The organism is Pseudomonas sp. R38(2017) (assembly GCF_002112395.1).
In the GTDB taxonomy this organism is placed as follows: Bacteria; Pseudomonadota; Gammaproteobacteria; order Pseudomonadales; family Pseudomonadaceae; genus Aquipseudomonas.
The window spans coordinates 467,290-487,417 of the sequence record NZ_NEHN01000001.1 but is presented as its reverse complement, the minus strand read 5'-3'; the positions used below and the strand labels follow the sequence as shown (position 1 = coordinate 487,417).

Below are 20,128 nucleotides of genomic sequence, written 5' to 3'. Positions count from 1 at the left end.
GCCATTGTTGTGGTTGTCGGCAAGACAGTTGATTGACGTGTGGCGGGCGGCGTTTCAGCGCAGCGCGAGGAGTCCTTTCACCAATGGTTCCAGCTCCAGATCGTTGACGGTTTTGACGGTTTCAATCATCGGCACCGGCCAGCTCTGTAGGCCCAGACAGGCCCCGAGCATGGCGCCGAGAATCGCGGCGATGGTGTCGGTGTCGCCCCCCAGGCTCGCGGCCATGCACAGCGCCTCGAACGGCGTCATTTCACCGACCGCGACTTGCTGCGCGAGGGCGAACGACACCACCACCGATTCCTGCGACGCCACCGAAGTGCCGATCACGTCGTACAGCAGATCCGCGAGCAACACCGGGTCACTTTCGACACTGATGCTGCGTGCCCAACTGATCCGCGACGCGATGCGTCCACCGGCCACCCAGTGCCCGTGTGCTTCTGCTTGCTGGGCGATCTGTTGACCGAGGTTCAGCGCCTCACCCAGATCCACGCCGTTGATGCCGGCAGAGACCACCGCCGCCACTGCCGCCGCACTGGAAATCCCCAGCGTGGTGTTGTGAGTGACCTGACAGGCCTGCACCACTGCCGCGATGAAGCGCTCTGGGTCACCAACATCCGCCGCAATCCCCACCGGCGTGATGCGCATCGCCGCGCCGTTGGTAGTGCCGTAGCGTCCGGCCTCTTCCGGCGAATGACCGGCGAGGATCATCTCGATGGCACGCTTGGTGGACGGGCCGAGCAAGTCCTGCGAGCCCTTGGCCTGCATCTCGGCTTCCCATTCGATCAGCCGTTGCGCCAGCATTGCCGGCTCGATCCGGCCCTTGCCTTTGACCAGCAACTCGCCGACCAGAATCGCCTGCTCGGTGTCATCGGTGATCGAGCCCTTGGGCATGTTCGCGGCAATCGGTTGCAAGGGGCCGGCGTCTTGCAGATCAGTGATCTGGCCGAAGCGCTGCCTGATGGTTTCGCGGTTCAGGGATTGCGTCGGCATCCCCAGCGCATCGCCGAGGGCCAGGCCGTAAAACGCGCCCAAGGCACGGTCGAGGGCGGTCATTTCGTTTCTCCAAATTGCAGGTGCAGACGGAAATGCACCGGGTCGAGCAGGCTTTCGACCTGTTCCATGAAACGGTTCTGCCGGTCGTACGTAGTGCGCAATGCCTTGAGGAACACCGTGCCTTCCGGACGCCCGAGCAATTCGGCATCGACAGCGTTGAGCGGCTCGGCGCCGATCCACTGATCGCCGCGTTCGCCGATGTAGCCATAGGCCGCCAGGGTAATGGTCAGGGAATTGTCGATCAGACCGACCCGCGGCAGGCTTTCCAGGCCTCCGGTGGCGGGCATCAGAGAACGTTCAAGGGACACCGCCGTGCCGTCATTGGAACGGCGACGGCGGTCAAGGGTGATGAATTGGTCGGTGCCGAAGCGCGGCAGCAGATCGGGCCGGGTCACGGCTTCCAGGCGCAACACTTCGGTGTTGATCAGTGCCCCGCTGTCAGCCAGGGCCTGGGCCCAGCCGCTGCGCTGATCGAGCGCCACACCGTCGAAAGTGACGATGGAACCGACCCCGCTTTGCGTGGCGATGTAATTGCGCCGTTTCAGTTCGGCCAGCGCTTCGCGCAACGTGCCACGGCTGACGTTGAATTCCTGAGCCAACTGATGCTCGCCGGGCAACAGAAAGCCGTCCTCCATGAGGCCGCTTTCGATGCGTCGGACGAGTTCGTCGACCACCCGTTGTTTCTTGTCAAATCGTACCTGTCTAATCATGTACAAAGTGATAACCGAAACGGGTTGGGACGGGCAAGGTAATTTTTGGGAAAGGTGACAAAAGGCGCGGCACTGGAGGCACCCTCTCCCAAAGGAGAGGGTTAGCAGAATATTGATCTCAGCGCTGTTTCAGACGGTCGATCACTACAGCCAGCAGCAGAATCGAACCCCGAATCACATACTGATAAAACGTGTCGATATTCTTCAGGTTCATCGCATTCTCGATAATCGCCAGAATCAACACCCCGGCAATCACATGCCGGATCATCCCGATCCCGCCGCTGAGCGACACCCCGCCCAGCACGCAAGCCGAAATCACCGTCAGTTCAAACCCCTGCCCGATCATCGGCTGCCCGGAAGTCATCCGCGACGCCAGAATCACCCCCGCCAGCGCACCGATCACCCCATGCACGGCGAAGATGATGATCTTCGTGCGATCGACATTTACACCCGCGAGCAACGCCGCCTCCTGGTTGCCGCCGATGGCCATGGTGTTGCGCCCGTACGTCGTGTAGTTCAGCAACCAACCGAAAAACAGGAAGCAGACGATGGTGATAAGGATCGGTACCGGAACACCGAACAACTGGCCGTTGCCGAACACGAAGAACGACTCCTGCGACACGCCCACCGCTTTGCCGTTGGCAAAAATGTAGGCCAGGCCACGAACGATCTGCATGGTCGCCAGCGTCGTGATCAACGCATTGACCCGCAACTTGGCGATCACGATGCCGTTGATCAACCCGACGATCAGGCCCATCACCAGCGCCGCGCTGACACCGAGAAACACGCTGTTGGTGTCGCGCATCACCACCGCCGCAACCACCCCGGCACAGGCAATCACCGAACCCACCGACAAGTCGAAATGCCCGGACGCCAGGCAGTACAACATGGTGCACGCGGCAATCCCGGTGGTGGAAATCGCCAGGCCCAGACCGCGCATGTTCAGCGGCGAGAGGAAGTTGTCGATCAACAAGGTGCAGGCGAGAAAAATGCCGACCGCCGCCAGCAACATCACCCAGTCATCAAGAAAGCGCCGCATATCCAGAGGTTTGCGCGCGGTCGGCAGGGTTTCGTTTTGGGTTGTCATCATAGTCACCTCTCAGTTCGCCACGCCGTCAGCGCGGTGGCGCGGCAAAGCCAGTTGCAGCAGGTTGGATTCATTGGCCTGGTCGCGGCTGACTTCGCCACGCAGGGCGCCCTCGCACAGCACCAGAATGCGGTCGGAAATGCCCATCACTTCCATCAGATCGCTGGACACCACGATCACCGAAATACCGTCGGCGGCCAGGTTATGGATGATCTGGTAGATCTCGGCCTTGGCACCGATGTCGATGCCACGGGTCGGCTCGTCGAGCAGCAGGACTTTCATCGGCATCGACAGCCAGCGGCCGAGAATCGCCTTCTGCTGATTGCCGCCTGAGAGAAACTTGATCTGCTGCCCGGCGTGTGGGGTTTTCACTCTCAGGGCCTTGATCTGTTTGTCGGCGTTGCCCTTTTCCCAGATCCCGCGCAGCAGGCATCCGAGCCCGGAATTGGCGCCACGCGCACTGATGTTGATGTTCTCGGCGACGCTGGCGAGCGGGATGATGCCTTCCTTCTTGCGATCCTCCGGGCACAGTAGAATCCCGGCAGCGATCGCATCACGGGGCGAGCGCAGCTTCAGTTCATGACCGCGCAATTCAAGGCGTCCGGCGGTGTTGCGCTCCAGCCCACTGAGCAACCGGAACAGCTCGGTGCGCCCTGCCCCGACCAGTCCGAACAGGCCAAGAATCTCGCCTTTGTGCGCGTCGAAACTGATCGGCTCACGCAGGCCCGGGCCGAGCAATCCATCGACTCTCAGCGCCACCGCGCCACGGGGGCGACCGCGATAATCGTAGATGTCCTGAATGTCGCGCCCGACCATGCAGGTCACCAGTTGATCGTGGGTCAACTGGCTCATGTCATCGAAAGTGCGCACGTAGCGACCGTCCTTGAACACCGTCACCGCGTCGCAGATGCGGAACACTTCTTCCATGCGATGGGAGACGTAGAGCACGACTTTGCCCTCGTCGCGCAGCCGACCGATGATCGCCATCAACCGGTCGATTTCCCGTGCCGAGAGGCTGCTGGTCGGTTCGTCAAAGGCAATCACATGGGCGCCACGGGACAGTGCCTTGGCGATTTCCACCAGTTGCCGCTGGCCGAGGGACAGGCGCCCGACCTTGGTTTGTGGGTCGATTTCGTCGGCCAGGCCTTTGAGACAAGCCAACGCCTGCTGGCGCAGCGCGCCGCGATTGATCAGGCCGAAGCTGGCCGGCAGGTGGCCGAGAAACAGGTTCTCGGCCACGGTCATTTCCGGCACCAGATGCAACTCCTGGTGAATCACCGCCACGCCGCTGCCGATGCTGTCGGCGGTGGACTTGAAGGCCATCGACCGCTCGCCGATCTGCAGTTCGCCGCTGCTCGGAATGTAGGCGCCGCCGAGGATTTTCAGCAGGGTCGATTTGCCGGCGCCGTTCTCGCCCATCAAGGCGTGAACCTGCCCGGGGTGAGCGACAAAACTGATGCCGTCCAGCGCCTTAACGCCCGGGAAGGTCTTGCCGATCCCGTTGAACCGCAGGCTACCGCTGGCGCTGTGTTGTTGTGTTTGTACTTGCGCGTGCATTTGAACCACCTCATCACACCGTTCAAGCGGCCCGGCTGCCCGGGCCGCCGCTGCCGTCAGTTCCACAGGCCGATCTTCTCCAGCTCCTGCTTGAAGTTATCGCGGGTGATCAGGGTGACGTCGTCCATCGCGGTGTACTTCGGCGGTTCTTTGCCGGTGGTGACCCACTCGTACATCATGCTCGCGGTGTTGTAGCCCTCGATGTGCGGGCTCGGCAGCATCGAACCGTAGAAGCCGCTATTGGGCTTTTTCAGCTCGCCGATCGCGTCAGTGCCATTGATGCCGATGCCGATCACGTTGGCGGCGGCAAACCCGGCGGCTTCAGTGGCGCGCACGCCGCCCAGCACGGTGTTGTCGTTCATGCCGCCGATGATCAGGTTCTTCGCTGCGCCGGGCAGCTTGACCAGCGCCGAGTTGGTGGCGTCCATGCTGCCCGGTACGTCGAGGGTTTTCAGGGCGGCGGTCAGAATGTGCTCTTTCGGCAGGCCGGCATCCAAGAGCGCCTTCATCGAGCCGTCGGTGCGCTTCTTGCCGGTGTCGAGTTCGTTGTAGGTGTTCACAACGGCGTAGGTGTCTTTCCAGTCCCAGTTACGTTTTTTCGCCTCGGCGGCCATGGCGGCGCCCTGCTTCTGGCCGACTTCGAACGCAGCCATGCCGAGGTACGGCACCTCTTCCATGAACTTGCCGTTGGCGTCGACGAAACGATCGTCGACGGCAATCACTTTCAGGTCATTGAGTTTGGCCTTGGCCATGATCGCCGGGCCGAGGGACACGTCCGGCGGACAAATCACAAAGCCTTTGGCGCCGTTGGCCGCGAGGCTATCGATGGCCGAGAGAGTTTTCTCGCCATCCGGCACGGCGATCTTGATCAGCTCGAAACCTTTGTCCTTGGCAGCTTTTTCAGCGAAAGCCCATTCGGTCTGGAACCACGGTTCTTCGGCCTGCTTGACCAGGAAACCGATCTTCACCGGATCGGCGGCCAGCAGCGAACTGCTCAGGCTGAACGCAGTGACCGCCAGCGCGGTACTGCACAGGGTACGAATCCCGAAACGACGTTTCATAAGCAGACTCCTTGTTATTTTTCTTGAGCGTTATTTGAAAAGCGTTGAAGCGGTCGAAGCATGTTTCTGTAAATCATCAGGACAATAGTCATATCGTATGATGATTGGATTTCAGACGGACCTTTCCCCCTGAAATCCGGTTTTTAGTCGTGGTACATCACCGAGCGACCACCATCGATGGTGATGCACGAAGCGTTGATGAACGGTGCTTCATCACTGGCCAGGAACACGGCGGTCATCGCCACTTCGATCGGTTGGCCGATGCGTTTTGGCGGATGTAGGTCAAAGGCGCGCTGGCGTTCAGCGTGCGGGTCGGCGAAACCGTTCCAGTAATCGACGTTGAGCTGGGTTTCGATATAGCCCGGGGCGATGGCGTTGACGCGAATGCCCTTCGGCGCGTACTCGATGCCCAGCGCGCGGGTCAGACCGAGCAAGCCGTGTTTGGCCACCGGATACGGGAAGCAACCGGGAATGATGTTCGTGGAATGGGTCGAGGCAATATTGATGATGCTGCCGATGCCCTGCTCGATCATCTGCGGCAACACGGCTTTGCAGCCATACCAGGCGCCGTCGAGGTCGATGGCGAAGCAGCGGCGCCAGTCTTCTTCGGTCATTTGCAGCGGATCGCGGAACACGTTGACCCCGGCGCAGTTGACCAGCACATCGATGCGCCCGTGCAGCTCGATGGCCAACTTGGCCATGGCGTGCACATCCTGCTGGCGCGATACATCGGCCTTGATCGCTTGTACATCGGCGCCCTGCTCGCGCCAGTGCGCGGCGACTTTCTCGACTTTTTCAGCCTGGATATCGCTGATCACCAGTTTCGCCTGCTGGGAGGCGAAGGTCGCAACGATAGCTTCGCCGATGCCTTGGGCGGCGCCGGTCAGCAACACAACCTTGTTTTTCAGGCGCTCGCCTTTGGGTGGTTCGGGCACCGGTGGCAGGGACAGAGGTTCAGCCATGAATCAGGACTCCTGTTCGAAAGCATAAAAAAACCGGGCATCTGACGATGTCCGGTCTGGAAGGCTTTTGGAACGAAACAGGCGAGCGCCGCAGACGGCATCGGGCCGTTGCGAGACGCTGACTCCGCTAAGGAGTGCGATAGAAATTCGCTGCATCACTTCACCTGTTTTGTTCTTTTTAAGTGTGAGTGCGTGTTACTGCTGGAGCCGACTATAAACCCGACCGCCAAATAATCTCAATATATAATTTTGCATCCCACATTCTGGGACTTAATCAGCGAAACGCGTACAGAGCTTTCCGGCGACATCCACTCTCAACGACAGCACGGCGCCATCCAGCGGGTGGTTCAGAGGACTTTTGGCGCTGGTGACGTACAGGGTTTTCAGGTCTTCGCCGCCGAATACGCAACTGGTGGGGCGGCTGATCGGCAGATCGATCTTGCGGTCGATTTGGCCATCCGGCGTCAGGCGCAGCAGGCAACTGCCGTCCCAGCGGGCGTTCCAGATGTAGCCCTCGGCGTCCATCGCCGAACCGTCCGGGCCACCGTTCTGATCGGCGCCGTACCAAGGCCGGGCAGTGTCGAGGTTGCCGTCGGTGTGGATGAAATAGCGATACAACGTGCCGTCGAGGCTGTCGCCGAACAACAGCGTGGTGCCGTCATCGCTCCAGAGCAGCGTGTTGGGAATTCCCAGGCCACGCAGCAATGGCGTGACTCGTTTATCCGGATCAACCCGAAACAGGCCGCCGGAACGTCGGGTGATCGGCAGATCCTCGCCCTGCTCTCCGATGTTGTTTTGCATGGTGCCGAGCCACAACCGGCCCTGGCCATCGCAACGCGCTTCGTTGGCCCGATTGCCCGGTTGCGGGTCGGCGACGCAGAACAGCGTCAACCGTGGTTCAAGTCCGGGGGAATCCAGATCGAGTCGGTAGACGCCGCTACTCAGAGTCACCAGCGCATCGCCACTGGCGCAGGGAATGAACGCCGAGACGTGTTCCGGCATCTGCCAGATCTGCACGTTCTGCCCGATCAGCCGCAGTGCCTGCCTGCCGGCGATGTCGACCCAGTACAGCGCCTGGGTCGGCGCGTCCCAGAACGGTCCTTCGCCCAGTTGCGCCCGATGCTCTGTCACCGCAGTCCACGTCATGCAACCTCCTGTCTTGTTGTTTTTGTCAGCTGGCTTTTTTGTCGGCCATTACCTGCGGGTAAAACCGCTTGATGGCCAGGTCGGCATTGTCGATCAGGGTCATACAAGCCCACACCCCGCGCGCGGCATCCCGGGCGGCGATGGCGTCGGCCATGTCTTTGTGAATGGGCAGTGTGCGGCGCAATTCGTCGGGGTCGGCGGCAGACACTTCGAAGGACACAGCAAGCAGCGCGCCGAGAGCCGGCACCATCTGCTCAATGAATTGATTGTGACTGGCGGCGAGAATGCACTCGTGGAAGAACTGGTCGGCGCGGTTGTAATCGATGCCGCTGTCCACCGCCCGTTCCAGCGCGTTGTAGGCCTGCCGCACGGCTTGCACCTGTTCGACGCTCGCCCGCTCACAGGCCCAGCGCACCGCCATCGGTTCGATGGTGCGGCGTAGGTCGAGCAAGTCATCGACGAAGTTTTCCGGCAGGCCGCTGCGTGACAGCCAGCCGACGACTTGCGGATCGAACAGGTTCCAGCGCTTGATCGGCAACACCCGCGTGCCGACTTTCGGCCCGACTTCGAGCAGGCCTTTGGCGACGAGGGTCTTGATGGCTTCGCGGATCACGGTGCGACTGACACCGAGCTGTTCACCCAGCTCAGCCTCGACCTTGATCGCCTGCCCGGGTTTCACCTGGCCGGCGGCAATCCAGGCGCCCAGCCAGTCAACCGTTGATGCGTGAAAACTGCTCGACATGGACACCCCGAAGCCGTTCGCTGTGGGTGCCTACGCTAATCATCATATGATTGGGAGTCAACGACAAAAAACCGCAGCCTGCTTTCACAGACTGCGGTTTTTTAGGGTTCGAGGTCGATGGGGGAGAACTCGCCACCGCTCCAGACACCGAGCCAGCGCTGACCATCGATTTCACGGCTGACTGCCAGCTCGACCAATTGGTAGAACACGTTGCGGTGGATCAGCGCTTCGAGGTTGGTGCGTACATGCACGTAGGGGGCAGGTTCTTGAGTGGCCGGGTCGATCTCGACGCGGATCGGATGTTCCGCGCCGGCCTCGGTGGTTTCATCGACGTTGGTGGTAAAGCGCAGCACTTGCGCCTCACCCTCGCCTTCCACCTCGACGGCAATCGCCACGAAGGGCGCGTCGTCGACCTTGATCCCGACCTTCTCCACCGGCGTGATCAGGAAATAATCATCGCCATCGCGGCGGATGATGGTGGAGAACAGCTTGACCATCGGCTTGCGCCCGATCGGCGTACCCAGGTAGTACCAGGTGCCGTCGCGGGCGATACGCATGTCGATGTCGCCGCAGAAATCCGGGTTCCACAAGTGCACCGGCGGCAAGCCTTTGGTTTTGGGGATTTGCCCCAGCAGGTCATTGGCTTTTTGCGGGCCACTCATGGCGTACTCCTTGAATTACTGGTCCCCGACGCCCAGCAGGCTGCGCGCATATTGCGCAAGCGGTGGGCCGATCAGGTCTTCGGGCTTGTTGTCGTGGAACGTCAGTAAACCGCCACGACTCTTGATCCGTGCAGTATCAATCAAATACTGGGTGCTGGTCTCGATCAACATGATCTGAATCACGCCGCCGTCGATACCGAGGCGATCCACGGCTTCCTGATCCAGCCACTCATCGGAGTTGCCGATGCGGTCGTCGGCCTTGGCGAAACGGGTGTACAGCAGGTAGTGGGCACCGGCGTCGCGGGCTTCGCCCATCGCCTGGTCGAGGCCCTCCGGCGCACGGGCCCGGCGGACCATCGGGAAGTATTCGACGAAACCTTTGAAGGCCTCTTCAGCGACTACGTTGGGACGCGGGTAAGAACCACCCGGCGGTGCGAACGAACCCTGCGCGATGTAGATAAACGAATCCGGCTGAATGCGGAAATTGTTTACGCGGCGGCTGTCGCTGTGATCCAGCAGGCCCGCGTCGCTCATCTGGTAGCGAGTCCCTTCGGCCATGTCACTGACAGTCATACAGCCGCCCAGCGCCAAAACGGCCAGCAGCAAAACCAGGCTACGCATCCTAATCCTCCAGAAGCCGGTGACGGAAAACCGGCGAATGGCCGTAGGATGCAGCTTTTGCGCCAGTCCATGGAAATGTGCAGGTATCCGGTTTGAAATAGAGTTTTGGTGACGAGAGATTTAGCCGCCGATGATCTTCATGACGGTGGCGCCACCGGAGAATGCGACTTCCTGCTTGTCACCCAAGGCCTTGACCAGCAATCGTTGCAATGCCGGCAGCGCCTCGTGGCGCGGCTTGTCGAGCAAGTCACCGACATAGTGGCGGTTGCTCGATGACAAGCAGCCATGCAGCCATCCGGTCGACGACAGGCGCAGGCGCGAGCAGGTTCGGCAGAACGGTACGCTTTCGTTGGCGATCACGCCGAAATTGCCGAGACCGGGAATCGCGTAGCGAACAGCCGTGGCGTCTACCGGTGCATCGGTTTGCGCGTACTCGTAACGCTCGCCAATCAGTTCCAGCAGTTGTTGCAGGCTGACGAACTGTTGCAGGAAGGCGTTGGAGTCTTTGGCCAGGTGGCCCATGCGCATCAGCTCGATGAAACGCAGCTCGTAGCCTTGCTCAAGGCAGTAATCGAGCAATGGCATGACCTGGTCGAGGTTCTGCCCGCGCAGCGGCACCATGTTGACCTTGATCTTCATGCCCGCCGCTTTGGCTCGATCCATCCCGTCGAGCACCGTTGCCAGATCGCCCCCACGGGCAATGCTGCGGAACGCGCCGGCGTCCAGGGTATCGAGGGAAACGTTGATCCGGCGTATACCGGCATCCACCAGCAACGGCAGTTTTTTTGCGAGCAACTGGCCGTTGGTGGTCAGGCTGATGTCTTCCAGCCCCATCTTGCCGACGGCGCTCATGAAGGATTCGAGTTTGGGACTGACCAGCGGCTCACCGCCTGTGATGCGCAGGCGCTCAATGCCGGCGGCTTCGATCAGATAGGCCACGCCGCGTGCCATGGCCTCGGCCGACAGTTCATCCTGCGCAGCCACCAGCCGCTTGCCGTTGGGCACGCAGTAGGTACAAGCGTAATTGCAGGCTGAAGTCAGACTGATCCGCAAATTGCGAAAACGCCTGCCTTGACGGTCAACGATCATGAAGCACTCCGGCGATGGAAAATCGAGCGGCTAAAACTTGACTCACAATTCAAGTTTTAGCAAGCCCTATGCCTGAGTATATTCCTGCGGTACTGCGCCATGTAGCGAAAAACACGGCGCATAAGGCGACTGAATGATTCAGCTGCTTGGCGTTTCAGGGTCGCGCTTGCGCTTGTTGCCCATGCGCACGCCGATGTCCATCAGGAACTGGAAGAAACCTTCCTGATCTTCCAGCACATTGCTCCAGAACGGCGAGTGATACAGCGCCACTGCGCCGTGCACCAGCGCCCAGGATGCGCAGTAATGGAAGTATGGCGGCACGTCTTCGAGCTTGCCTTCGCTGATGCGGCCCTTGATGAGCAGGGTCAGGCGTTCGAAGTTCGAGGCGCGGATCTTGTGCAGCTCCTCGACCATCTCAGGCACCTGATTGCCCTTGACCACCTTCTCTTCCAGGCGATCGAACAGGCGATAGCGCTGCGGGTCGCGCATGCGGAATTCAAAGTAGGCACGGGACAGGGCTTCCTTGTCCTTGTCGACATCGGCCGAATGCAACAGCTCGTTCAAGTCGCGCTCGTAATCGAGCATCAAGCGCAGATAGATTTCCGCCTTGGACTTGAAGTGCTTGTAGATCGTGCCTTTGCCGATACCCACGGCATCAGCAATCATCTCGACGGTGACACTGTCTTCACCTTGTTCGAGGAACAGCTTGAGCGCGGTATCGAGAATTTCTTGCTCGCGGCGACGAAACTCACGGACCTTACGAGGTTCTTTGTGCATAAGAAAAGGTCTGTAGGGGTCAAAATTCGAAGCCGCGTATTATGCCTAACTTGCGCAAAAATGCACGGATCATCCGACCATATCTGCGTTTCTTGTTCATTTCACGAACGTTTCGGGGGCAATGAGAACATAACCGAAGCGAACGTATTCCAAATTTGTTTAAAAACCCCGACCGGCCAACTGGACTGAACGCCAGACTGATCAATACTTGAACTGTCGGGCGACATCTCCCCCAAGTGTCGCGCCGGTAAAGGTACCAAGGGACCGCGTGCCTTTGTTTTACTCCTAATGGTCTTAACCCGGATTCACCCCCCAGAACCCGGGTTTTTTTTGCCTGCGATTCAGGCTTTTACGTGCGCCAGCGGAAACAGTCGCTTGAAGTTCTCCGTGGTCTGCTCGGCAAAGCGCTCGTAATTCTCGCCTCGCAGCATCGCCAGAAACTCTGCCACTTCCCGCACGTATTGCGGCAGGTTCGGCTTGCCGCGATACGGGATCGGTGCCAGGTACGGCGAATCGGTTTCCACCAGCAGACGATCAGCCGGAACCTTGCTCGCCACGTCGCGCAGCGCATCGGCATTGCGGAAGGTGACGATACCCGACAGGGAAATGTAATAACCCATGTCCAGCGCTGCCTTGGCCATGTCCCAGTCTTCGGTGAAGCAATGCAGCACACCGGCCTGGGGCAGCGCGGCTTCGCGCAACAGTTCAAGCGTGTCCGCGCGGGCACCACGGGTGTGGATGATTACCGGTTTGCCAGTCTGTTGCGCGGCCTGCAGATGGAGACGGAACGATTCCTGCTGCAGTTCGGCGGCTTCCGGCTCGTAGTGGTAGTCCAGACCGGTTTCGCCGATCGCCACCACTTTCGGGTGATTGAGCTCGTGCAGCAGCCAGTCCAGCGCCGGCGCGGCGCCCGGCTGCACATCCAGCGGATGCACGCCAACCGAGCAATCGACGTCGTCGTAACGCTCGGCCAGGGCTTTGACGTCGGCGGCGTTATCGGCGCTGACGCCAATGCACAGGAAATGCCCGACTCCACGCTGGCGGGCCGCATCCAGCGCGGCATCCAGGGAACCGTCGTGAACGGCGAGGTCGAGGCGATCAAGGTGACAATGGGAATCTACGAGCATAAAAAGGACTGCAACTTACATCGTATGAGTGGGACGGTCGGACTTGAGGGCTCCGGCCAGATGAGTTTCGATGCGACTGCGCGCGGTGTTGTCGCCATCGTTGAATTGCACGCCGACGCCGGCCGCGCGGTTGCCTTGGGCGCCTTTGGGGGTGATCCAGGCGACTTTGCCGGCCACTGGAATCTTCTCCGCCTCATCCATCAGGTTCAGCAACATGAACACCTCGTCGCCCAACTTGTAGCTCTTGTTGGTCGGGATGAACAGGCCACCGTTCCTGATGAACGGCATGTACGCGGCATAAAGGACAGACTTGTCCTTGATGGTCAGGGACAAGATGCCGTTGCGCGGCCCCGGGCTGACGGGTTCATTCATGTTGACCTCCACTGCTGATGTTCAGAGTCTAGGTACACATTCTTATCTTTGGCCAGGCAATCCCGCCCATTGCACCAACAACGCTTCCAGCAGCAATGCCGCATTGAGGTTGGCCTTGCTCAGGACTTTCTGGCGCTGGGCGAGAATCCAGTCCTGGATATCGAGGACTTTGCGCTGGGCGCTTTTCTGCGCCAGATACTGCACAACCTTGCGCATGTCGGTCAGACCGAGGCCCGCTTCATCCTGGGTCAATTGATAGCGCAGGATCAGGCTCGACCAGTCGCAGAACCAGTCGAACAGACGCAGCATCGGAATGTTTTTCCACTCCTCGGCCAGTTGCGTCGGCGATTGCTGCTGTTTGAGCAGTTTCTTCACGCCTTCGACCACTTGCGCCCGCTGTTCGCGCACGCCCTGCCCCTGCAGATTGACGGCGGCCAATGGCGAACCGGCGGCCAGGGTCAACAGTTCAACACGTTCGTCTTCGGAACATTCCGGCAGCGCCTGAGCCAGCCACTGCAGACTCATGGCCTCGCTCGGCAGCGGACAGGCCTGCTGCACGCAGCGGCTCTTGATGGTCGGCAACAAGCGGCTCGGCTGGTGACTGACCAGCAACAGCACGGTATCGCCGGACGGTTCTTCGAGGCTCTTGAGCAAGGCGTTGGCGGCGTTGATGTTCATCGACTCCACCGGTTCGATCAGCACTACCTTGCGACCACCTAGTTGCGCGGTCTGCACCACGAAACTGACCAGATCTCGCACCTGGTCGACTTTGATCGCCTTGTCCGCTTCTTCCGGTTCGAGGATGTAATTGTCCGGGTGGCTGCCGGCCTTGAGCAGCAGGCAGGATTTGCACTCGCCGCAGGCCTCAGGCGTCGGACGCTGGCACAACAGGCTGGCCATCAGGCGCTCGGCCAGCGCGCGCTTGCCGATCCCGGCCGGCCCGTGCAACAGATACGCGTGGGCGTGCTGGGTGCGTCCGGCCAGTTGCTGCCAGAGACTGTCCTGCCACGGATAGGCCTCAGCCACGGCTCAGCTCCAGCAAACGCGGGAGCAAGACATCCAGCGACTGCTGGACCTGCACCAACGGCTGGCCGGCGTCGATCCGCACGTAACGCGCCGGATCCGCCTCGGCACGCTTGAGGAACGCGCTGCGCACCGCCTCGAAAAACGCCCGACCTTCCAGCTCGAAGCGATCCAGACGCCCCCGGGCGCTGGCCCGGGCCAAACCGATTTCCACCGGCAGATCGAAAATCAGCGTCAGGTCAGGGCGCAGATCACCCTGAACAAAAGTCTCCAGCGCCGCAATGCGCTCCAGCGACAAGCCGCGGCCACCGCCCTGGTAGGCATAAGTCGAATCAGTAAAACGATCACACAGCACCACCGCGCCACGGGCCAGTGCCGGGCGGATGACTTCAGCCAGATGCTGGGCACGGGCGGCGAACACCAGCAGCAACTCGGTGTCCGGGTTCATCACTTCATCGACCGGGGCCAGCAACACCTCACGAATGCGCTCGGCCAGCGGCGTACCGCCGGGTTCGCGGGTCAGCACCACTTCTATACCGGCGGCGCGCAGGCGCTCGGCGAGGTATTCGCGATTGGTGCTCTTGCCGGCGCCTTCCGGGCCTTCCAGGGTAATAAACAAGCCAGTCACAGGCAGTCCTTAATCAAAGTCATTGCGCAGTTTGCGGTGCGGCCGCTTCTGTTTCCGGAGTCGGCGCGGGCTCTTGGGCAGGAACCGGCGGCAACGACTCTGGTGCAGTGTCGGGTGATGCGGCAGGAACCGCTTCCCCGGTTGTCGGAGCGGCTTCGGACGTCGAAGCCGGCGCCGGACTCGAACGGTAATCCGCGCGCCGCTTGAGCTGGTACTCACGCACCGCACTGTTGTGTGCATCGAGGTCATCGGAGAACACGTGGCTGCCATCGCCCCGGGCGACAAAGTAGAGGCTGGTGCCTTCCACCGGGTTCAACGCGGCGTGAATCGCCTCGCGGCCAACCATCGCAATCGGCGTCGGCGGCAGCCCCGGAATCACATAAGTGTTGTACGGCGTGGCTTCCTTGAGATGAGCACGAGTCAGCTTGCCGTTGTAGCGATCACCCAGACCGTAGATCACCGTCGGGTCGGTCTGCAGCTGCATGCCCAGCGCCATGCGACGCACGAACACGCCGGCAATCTGGCCACGCTCTTGGGGAACGCCGGTTTCCTTCTCAACCAGTGACGCCATGATCAGCGCCTGGTAAGGCTCGGTGTAGGGCACATCGGTGGCGCGGGTTTCCCATTCCTTGGCCAGCACTTCATCGAGGCGGTCGAACGCCTTTTTCAGCAGCTCGGTATCGGAGGCCCCGCGTACGAAACGGTAGGTATCTGGGAAGAATCGACCTTCGGGAAACACGCCCTTGTGGCCGATTTTGCTCATCACATCGCTGTCGCTCAGACCGGTCAGGGTCTGCTCGATCTTTTCATCTTTCGCCAGTGCGGCGCGTACCTGATGGAAATTCCAGCCTTCAACGAGTGTCAGGCTGTACTGAACCACTTCGCCACGCTTCCACAGATCGATCAGGCCTTTGACGGTCATGCCCGGCTGCATGCGGTACTCGCCCTTATGGATCGGAGTGCCTGCAAGGTTGTAGCGCCAGTAAATGCGTAGCCAGAAAGCGTCCTTGATCACGCCATCGGCTTCAAGTCCAAGAATAGTGCGGGTCGGCGTGGATCCCTTGGGCACATCCAGCAGTTCTTCCTGCGTGATGTTCAGGGGCTGTTCCAGCGCCGAATGAATCTTCCAGGCGCTGGCGCCCAGCAACAGCCCTGCCAGAACCAGTCCGGTTTCCAGCAGCAGCAAAAGTTTACGTCTCACGAATCAGGCATCCAGTAGCGTGCGGGCAATGGTTTGCAGTTTACGGGTGAGCGGCCCAACCGGCCAGCTCAGTGCAGCGTACGCGCGTACCGGCCAGACGCCATACACGCTGTTGCAGACAAAGACTTCATCAGCCCATTGCAGCTGATCGAGGCTGATATCGGTGATTTGCACGGGGATACCCGATGACGCTGCCTGAAACAATAATTCGGCGCGCATCACACCGGCCACGCCGCAGCGTTTCAGATCCGCCGTGACCAGCACGCCATCACGTACCAGAAACAGGTTGCTGAACACGCCTTCGATCACACGGCCTGCCTGGTCGAGCATCAAGCCTTCGGCGTGCTCGCTGTCTTGCCACTCGGCGCGAGCGAGGACTTGTTCCAGACGATTGAGGTGCTTGAGACCTGCCAGCAAGGGCTGGACAGATAAACGCGTCGTACATGGAAACAGGCGAACGCCTTGCTCGCCATGAACGGCAGGATAAGCAGCGGGAGGATTGCCTTGCAGAATGCGTCGGCCAGGCGCCGAAGGATCCGGCGCATAACCGCGCAAACCGTCGCCACGGGTGAGGATGAGCTTGAGCACACCCTCGCCCATGGCCGCTGCATAGGCTTGCAGCTCGCTACGGATCAGCTCGATATCCACCGCGATGGCCAGGCGTGAACAACCTTCGGCCAGTCGCGTCAGGTGTCGCTCCAGCAGCAAAGGCTGGCCGTTACGCACGGCAATGGTCTCGAACAGACCGTCGCCGTAAGCCAGGCCGCGATCTTTCAGCGACAGAGTGTCAGCCGGTTGACCGTCGACCCAGCAGTCCATCAGCCGGCGAACCGACGGAACGCCAACGTGCCGTTGGTGCCGCCAAACCCGAACGAGTTGGACAGCACGACATCGATGTCCATGTTGCGCGCGGTGTGCGGCACGAAGTCGAGGTCGCAACCTTCGTCCGGTTCATCGAGGTTGATGGTCGGCGGCGCCACCTGGCTGTTGATCGCCAGCACGCTGAAGATCGCCTCCACCGCGCCCGCTGCACCCAACAGGTGACCGGTCATGGACTTGGTGGAGCTGACCGCCAGTTTGTAGGCGTGATCACCGAACACCGACTTGATCGCATTGGCTTCGGCGAGGTCACCGGCCGGCGTCGAAGTGCCGTGGGCGTTGATGTATTGCACTTGATCAACATTGATCTTCGCATCGCGCAGCGCATTGGTGATGCAGCGTGCAGCACCGGCGCCGTCGGCAGGTGGCGACGTCATGTGGAACGCATCGCCACTGGTGCCGAAACCGATCAACTCGGCGTAAATGGTCGCGCCACGGGCCTTGGCGTGCTCGAGTTCTTCGAGCACCAGGGCGCCAGCGCCGTCGGACAGTACGAAGCCGTCACGGCCCTTGTCCCATGGACGGCTGGCGCGGGTCGGTTCGTCGTTGCGGGTCGACAGTGCGCGGGAGGCGCCGAAGCCGCCCATGCCCAGACCGCAAGCAGCCATCTCGGCACCGCCGGCAATCATCACGTCGGCTTCGTCGTACATGATGTTGCGCGCCGCCATGCCGATGCAGTGCGTACCGGTGGTACACGCTGTGGCGATGGCGTAGTTAGGCCCCTGTGCACCCAGGTGGATGGACAGGAAACCGGAAATCATATTGATGATCGAGCCAGGCACAAAGAACGGAGAAATCCGGCGCGGACCGGTCTCGTGCAGGGTGCGGCTGGTTTCTTCGATGTTGGTCAGACCGCCGATACCTGAACCCATGGCCACGCCAATGCGTTCACGGTTGGCATCGGTGACTTCCAGACCGGCATTGCGCACAGCTTGAAAGCCTGCCGCCAGACCGTACTGAATGAACAGGTCAAGCTTGCGCGCTTCCTTGACCGACAGGTATTCCTCGACATTGAAGCCCTTTACCGAGCCGCCAAAGCGGGTGGAATAGGCAGAAAGGTCGGTGTGTTCGATCAGACCAATGCCACTGCGGCCAGCCAGAATGCCCTGCCAACTGCTCGGCACATCCGTGCCCAGTGGCGACAACATACCCATACCGGTGACTACGACGCGTCTACGCGACACAGCACTCTCCTTTTTCAAATGACGACTTTGCATCAGGCCTAAAGAAAAAACCGCACGCCATGATGGCAGTGCGGTTTTTCCATGACAGCAAGCAACGATTACAAACTATTACGCCTGGTGGCTAGTAACGTAGTCGATTGCAGCTTGTACAGTAGTGATCTTCTCAGCTTCTTCGTCAGGGATTTCGGTCTCGAATTCCTCTTCCAGAGCCATCACCAGCTCAACGGTGTCAAGGGAGTCGGCACCCAGGTCTTCTACGAAGGAAGCAGTGTTAACCACTTCTTCTTCTTTAACACCCAGTTGCTCGGCAACGATTTTCTTGACGCGCTCTTCGATGGTGCTCATACCTTGTTTTCACTCCTAATGGACAAATTCAGGCAGCTGGCCAGTGGGTAAGTGTATAGAAAGACTTTTCAGCTTTTCAACTGAAAGCTTCACTCCTCAAACCCTGCGACCCTCTGCCTATAAATAGATTGCAGCTTTATAACGGATTTTAGACAGCTCGTATGACATTTTTTTGAAGCAATCCGTCACATTTGAATTACATGTACATCCCGCCGTTAACCGGGATTGTAGCCCCGGTCACGTATGCCGCACCGTCGGAAGCAAGAAAAGCGACCACGGAAGCGATCTCTTGAGCTTGTCCCAGACGGCCCAGCGGAATCTGCGTCTGCAAGGCTTCACGCTGTGCTTCAGGCAGCTCGCGAGTCATATCGGTGTCGATGAACCCTGGGGTTACCGAGTTGACCGTAATCGAACGCGAACCGACTTCACGCGCCATGGCACGGCTGAAACCTTCCAGACCGGCCTTGGCGGCTGCATAGTTTACTTGGCCAGCGTTACCCATGGCACCCACCACCGAGCCAATACTGATAATTCGACCCCAACGCGCCTTGGTCATGCCGCGCAGAACGCCCTTGGACAGGCGATACAGACTGTTCAGGTTGGTATCGATCACGTCGTACCACTCGTCGTCTTTCATGCGCATCATCAGATTATCGCGGGTGATGCCGGCATTGTTGACCAGGATCGCTACCGGAGCACCGAACTGCTCCTGGATGCTCGCGAGCACTTTGGTGACCGATTCGTCGCTGGTGACGTTCAGTTCGAAACCTGCACCCTGAATGCCATTCTCTTTCAGGGTCGCAGCAATGCGCTCGGCGCCTGAAGCGGAAGTCGCGGTGCCGACAACAATGGCGCCCTGACGACCCAGTTCCAGTGCGATAGCCTGGCCGATACCACGGCTTGCGCCGGTGACCAGTGCAACTTTACCTTGCAGACTCATGCAAGTTTCTCCTGATTCAGACAGCCGCTGCGCGAGCAGCAGCGAAAGCGTCTGGGGTATTGAGGTTGGAAGTCGAAACGCCTTCGGCGCAACGTTTGTTCAGACCGGCCAGCACTTTGCCAGGGCCGCACTCGACCAGATTGGTCGCGCCTTTCGCTGCCAGAGTCTGTACGGACTCGACCCAGCGAACCGGCTTGTAGAGTTGCTCCAGCAGATCACGCTTGAGGGTTTCCAGATCCGCCGGCACCTGAGCGCTGACGTTCTGTACCACAGGGATCTGCGGCGCCTGCCAGTCGATGGCAGCAATGGACTCGGCGAAACGCTCGGCAGCCGGACGCATCAGTTCGCAGTGCGACGGCACGCTGACTGGCAGCGGCATGGCACGCTTGGCGCCACGAGCCTTGCAGCCTTCGATGGCGCGCTCCACAGCAGCCTTGGCACCAGCGATCACCACCTGGCCCGGGGAGTTGAAGTTCACCGCGCTGACCACTTCGCCTTGCGCCGCTTCGGCACAGGCCGCCAGCACATCGGAGTCTTCCAGACCGAGGATGGCAGCCATGCCGCCCTGCCCGGCCGGAACAGCCTCCTGCATAAGCTGGCCACGGCGCTCGACGAGTTTTACCGCGTCCGCCAGGCTCAGGCTGCCGGCAGCAACCAGTGCGCTGTATTCACCCAGGCTGTGACCGGCAACAAATGCCGGGCGCGCACCACCTTCAGCCAGCCACAGACGCCACAGGGCGATCGAAGCGGTCAGAATGGCCGGTTGGGTTTTGTCGGTTTGGTTGAGCAGCTCCTCCGGACCCTGCTGGGTCAGCGCCCACAGGTCGTAGCCCAGAGCTTCGGATGCTTCTTTGAAAGTTTCGAGGATCAGCGGATGTTGCGCGCCCAGCTCGGCCAGCATGCCGAGGGACTGCGAACCCTGTCCTGGAAAGACGAATGCGAGGGAAGCAGACATGTAACAA

General features: G+C 60.3%; 22 protein-coding genes. All 22 read right to left on the bottom strand.

Going from position 1 to position 20,128, the window contains the following annotated elements:
- Positions 1-54 precede the first annotated feature (54 nt).
- Positions 55-1,053 (bottom strand): ADP-ribosylglycohydrolase family protein, encoded by a 999-nt coding sequence (locus CAF87_RS02375; protein WP_085730478.1) that lies wholly within the window; start codon positions 1,051-1,053, stop codon positions 55-57.
- Positions 1,050-1,763: a GntR family transcriptional regulator gene (locus CAF87_RS02370; protein WP_085730477.1), complete on the bottom strand. Its 714-nt coding sequence runs from the start codon at positions 1,761-1,763 to the stop codon at positions 1,050-1,052. The genes CAF87_RS02375 and CAF87_RS02370 overlap by 4 nt, the downstream gene beginning before the upstream one ends.
- Before the next feature lie 118 nt (positions 1,764-1,881).
- Positions 1,882-2,850 carry an L-arabinose ABC transporter permease AraH gene (araH, locus tag CAF87_RS02365; RefSeq protein WP_085697229.1) on the bottom strand — a complete coding sequence of 323 codons (969 nt, stop codon included), beginning with the start codon at positions 2,848-2,850 and terminating at the stop codon, positions 1,882-1,884.
- A 12-nt stretch (positions 2,851-2,862) separates the two neighbouring features.
- Positions 2,863-4,407 (bottom strand): L-arabinose ABC transporter ATP-binding protein AraG, encoded by a 1,545-nt coding sequence (gene araG / locus CAF87_RS02360; protein ID WP_085730476.1) that lies wholly within the window; start codon positions 4,405-4,407, stop codon positions 2,863-2,865.
- A 56-nt stretch (positions 4,408-4,463) separates the two neighbouring features.
- Positions 4,464-5,468: a substrate-binding domain-containing protein gene (locus tag CAF87_RS02355; protein ID WP_085730475.1), complete on the bottom strand. Its 1,005-nt coding sequence runs from the start codon at positions 5,466-5,468 to the stop codon at positions 4,464-4,466.
- A gap of 143 nt (positions 5,469-5,611) precedes the next feature.
- On the bottom strand, positions 5,612-6,430 hold the full coding sequence (locus CAF87_RS02350) for an SDR family oxidoreductase (RefSeq protein WP_085730474.1): 819 nt from the start codon (positions 6,428-6,430) through the stop codon (positions 5,612-5,614).
- 270 nt (positions 6,431-6,700) lie between these two features.
- On the bottom strand, positions 6,701-7,576 hold the full coding sequence (locus CAF87_RS02345) for an SMP-30/gluconolactonase/LRE family protein (RefSeq protein ID WP_085730473.1): 876 nt from the start codon (positions 7,574-7,576) through the stop codon (positions 6,701-6,703).
- Positions 7,577-7,601: 25 nt separating this feature from the next.
- Complete coding sequence (locus CAF87_RS02340; protein ID WP_085730472.1) at positions 7,602-8,318, bottom strand: FadR/GntR family transcriptional regulator; 717 nt, start codon at positions 8,316-8,318, stop codon at positions 7,602-7,604.
- A 101-nt stretch (positions 8,319-8,419) separates the two neighbouring features.
- Positions 8,420-8,980, bottom strand: coding sequence for a DUF1285 domain-containing protein (locus CAF87_RS02335; RefSeq protein ID WP_085730471.1), 561 nt, complete (start codon positions 8,978-8,980; stop codon positions 8,420-8,422).
- Positions 8,981-8,995: 15 nt separating this feature from the next.
- Positions 8,996-9,601 carry a DUF4823 domain-containing protein gene (locus tag CAF87_RS02330; protein WP_007950810.1) on the bottom strand — a complete coding sequence of 202 codons (606 nt, stop codon included), beginning with the start codon at positions 9,599-9,601 and terminating at the stop codon, positions 8,996-8,998.
- Between the two features lie 120 nt (positions 9,602-9,721).
- Positions 9,722-10,690 (bottom strand): GTP 3',8-cyclase MoaA, encoded by a 969-nt coding sequence (locus CAF87_RS02325; protein ID WP_085730470.1) that lies wholly within the window; start codon positions 10,688-10,690, stop codon positions 9,722-9,724.
- 138 nt (positions 10,691-10,828) lie between these two features.
- Entirely contained in the window at positions 10,829-11,467 is a 639-nt protein-coding gene (locus CAF87_RS02320) for a TetR/AcrR family transcriptional regulator (RefSeq protein ID WP_007950805.1), read from the bottom strand.
- Between the two features lie 341 nt (positions 11,468-11,808).
- Positions 11,809-12,594: a TatD family hydrolase gene (locus CAF87_RS02315; RefSeq protein ID WP_085730469.1), complete on the bottom strand. Its 786-nt coding sequence runs from the start codon at positions 12,592-12,594 to the stop codon at positions 11,809-11,811.
- 15 nt (positions 12,595-12,609) lie between these two features.
- Positions 12,610-12,966: a PilZ domain-containing protein gene (locus CAF87_RS02310; RefSeq protein ID WP_085704734.1), complete on the bottom strand. Its 357-nt coding sequence runs from the start codon at positions 12,964-12,966 to the stop codon at positions 12,610-12,612.
- Between the two features lie 42 nt (positions 12,967-13,008).
- Positions 13,009-13,992: a DNA polymerase III subunit delta' gene (locus CAF87_RS02305; RefSeq protein WP_085730468.1), complete on the bottom strand. Its 984-nt coding sequence runs from the start codon at positions 13,990-13,992 to the stop codon at positions 13,009-13,011.
- A complete protein-coding gene (tmk, locus tag CAF87_RS02300) occupies positions 13,985-14,617 on the bottom strand; it encodes a dTMP kinase (RefSeq protein WP_085730467.1) in 633 nt (210 codons plus the stop codon). The genes CAF87_RS02305 and tmk overlap by 8 nt, the downstream gene beginning before the upstream one ends.
- A 19-nt stretch (positions 14,618-14,636) precedes the next feature.
- On the bottom strand, positions 14,637-15,818 hold the full coding sequence (gene mltG / locus CAF87_RS02295) for an endolytic transglycosylase MltG (RefSeq protein ID WP_085730466.1): 1,182 nt from the start codon (positions 15,816-15,818) through the stop codon (positions 14,637-14,639).
- 3 nt (positions 15,819-15,821) lie between these two features.
- Entirely contained in the window at positions 15,822-16,637 is an 816-nt protein-coding gene (gene pabC / locus CAF87_RS02290) for an aminodeoxychorismate lyase (protein ID WP_085730465.1), read from the bottom strand.
- On the bottom strand, positions 16,637-17,881 hold the full coding sequence (fabF, locus tag CAF87_RS02285; protein WP_007908259.1) for a beta-ketoacyl-ACP synthase II: 1,245 nt from the start codon (positions 17,879-17,881) through the stop codon (positions 16,637-16,639). The genes pabC and fabF overlap by 1 nt, the downstream gene beginning before the upstream one ends.
- 108 nt (positions 17,882-17,989) lie before the next feature.
- Complete coding sequence (gene acpP, locus CAF87_RS02280) at positions 17,990-18,226, bottom strand: acyl carrier protein (protein WP_003175607.1); 237 nt, start codon at positions 18,224-18,226, stop codon at positions 17,990-17,992.
- A gap of 196 nt (positions 18,227-18,422) precedes the next feature.
- Positions 18,423-19,166 (bottom strand): 3-oxoacyl-ACP reductase FabG, encoded by a 744-nt coding sequence (gene fabG / locus CAF87_RS02275; protein WP_007950790.1) that lies wholly within the window; start codon positions 19,164-19,166, stop codon positions 18,423-18,425.
- A 16-nt stretch (positions 19,167-19,182) separates the two neighbouring features.
- Positions 19,183-20,121, bottom strand: a complete 939-nt coding sequence (gene fabD / locus CAF87_RS02270; RefSeq protein ID WP_085730464.1) for an ACP S-malonyltransferase — start codon at positions 20,119-20,121, stop codon at positions 19,183-19,185.
- Between the last annotated feature and the right edge of the window lie 7 nt (positions 20,122-20,128).

Bases quoted from the DNA above. Each gene is read 5' to 3' on its own strand.
- CAF87_RS02370 (WP_085730477.1), bottom strand. From the start codon at position 1,763: ATGATTAGACAGGTACGATTTGACAAGAAACAACGGGTGGTCGACGAA.
- CAF87_RS02350 (WP_085730474.1), bottom strand. From the start codon at position 6,430: ATGGCTGAACCTCTGTCCCTGCCACCGGTGCCCGAACCACCCAAAGGC.
- CAF87_RS02375 (WP_085730478.1), bottom strand. From the start codon at position 1,053: ATGACCGCCCTCGACCGTGCCTTGGGCGCGTTTTACGGCCTGGCCCTC.
- CAF87_RS02340 (WP_085730472.1), bottom strand. From the start codon at position 8,318: ATGTCGAGCAGTTTTCACGCATCAACGGTTGACTGGCTGGGCGCCTGG.
- CAF87_RS02325 (WP_085730470.1), bottom strand. From the start codon at position 10,690: ATGATCGTTGACCGTCAAGGCAGGCGTTTTCGCAATTTGCGGATCAGT.
- acpP (WP_003175607.1), bottom strand. From the start codon at position 18,226: ATGAGCACCATCGAAGAGCGCGTCAAGAAAATCGTTGCCGAGCAACTG.
- CAF87_RS02310 (WP_085704734.1), bottom strand. From the start codon at position 12,966: ATGAATGAACCCGTCAGCCCGGGGCCGCGCAACGGCATCTTGTCCCTG.
- araG (WP_085730476.1), bottom strand. From the start codon at position 4,407: ATGCACGCGCAAGTACAAACACAACAACACAGCGCCAGCGGTAGCCTG.
- fabG (WP_007950790.1), bottom strand. From the start codon at position 19,166: ATGAGTCTGCAAGGTAAAGTTGCACTGGTCACCGGCGCAAGCCGTGGT.
- CAF87_RS02315 (WP_085730469.1), bottom strand. From the start codon at position 12,594: ATGCTCGTAGATTCCCATTGTCACCTTGATCGCCTCGACCTCGCCGTT.
- pabC (WP_085730465.1), bottom strand. From the start codon at position 16,637: ATGGACTGCTGGGTCGACGGTCAACCGGCTGACACTCTGTCGCTGAAA.
- CAF87_RS02355 (WP_085730475.1), bottom strand. From the start codon at position 5,468: ATGAAACGTCGTTTCGGGATTCGTACCCTGTGCAGTACCGCGCTGGCG.
- CAF87_RS02345 (WP_085730473.1), bottom strand. From the start codon at position 7,576: ATGACGTGGACTGCGGTGACAGAGCATCGGGCGCAACTGGGCGAAGGA.
- araH (WP_085697229.1), bottom strand. From the start codon at position 2,850: ATGACAACCCAAAACGAAACCCTGCCGACCGCGCGCAAACCTCTGGAT.
- CAF87_RS02335 (WP_085730471.1), bottom strand. From the start codon at position 8,980: ATGAGTGGCCCGCAAAAAGCCAATGACCTGCTGGGGCAAATCCCCAAA.
- fabD (WP_085730464.1), bottom strand. From the start codon at position 20,121: ATGTCTGCTTCCCTCGCATTCGTCTTTCCAGGACAGGGTTCGCAGTCC.
- CAF87_RS02320 (WP_007950805.1), bottom strand. From the start codon at position 11,467: ATGCACAAAGAACCTCGTAAGGTCCGTGAGTTTCGTCGCCGCGAGCAA.
- CAF87_RS02330 (WP_007950810.1), bottom strand. From the start codon at position 9,601: ATGCGTAGCCTGGTTTTGCTGCTGGCCGTTTTGGCGCTGGGCGGCTGT.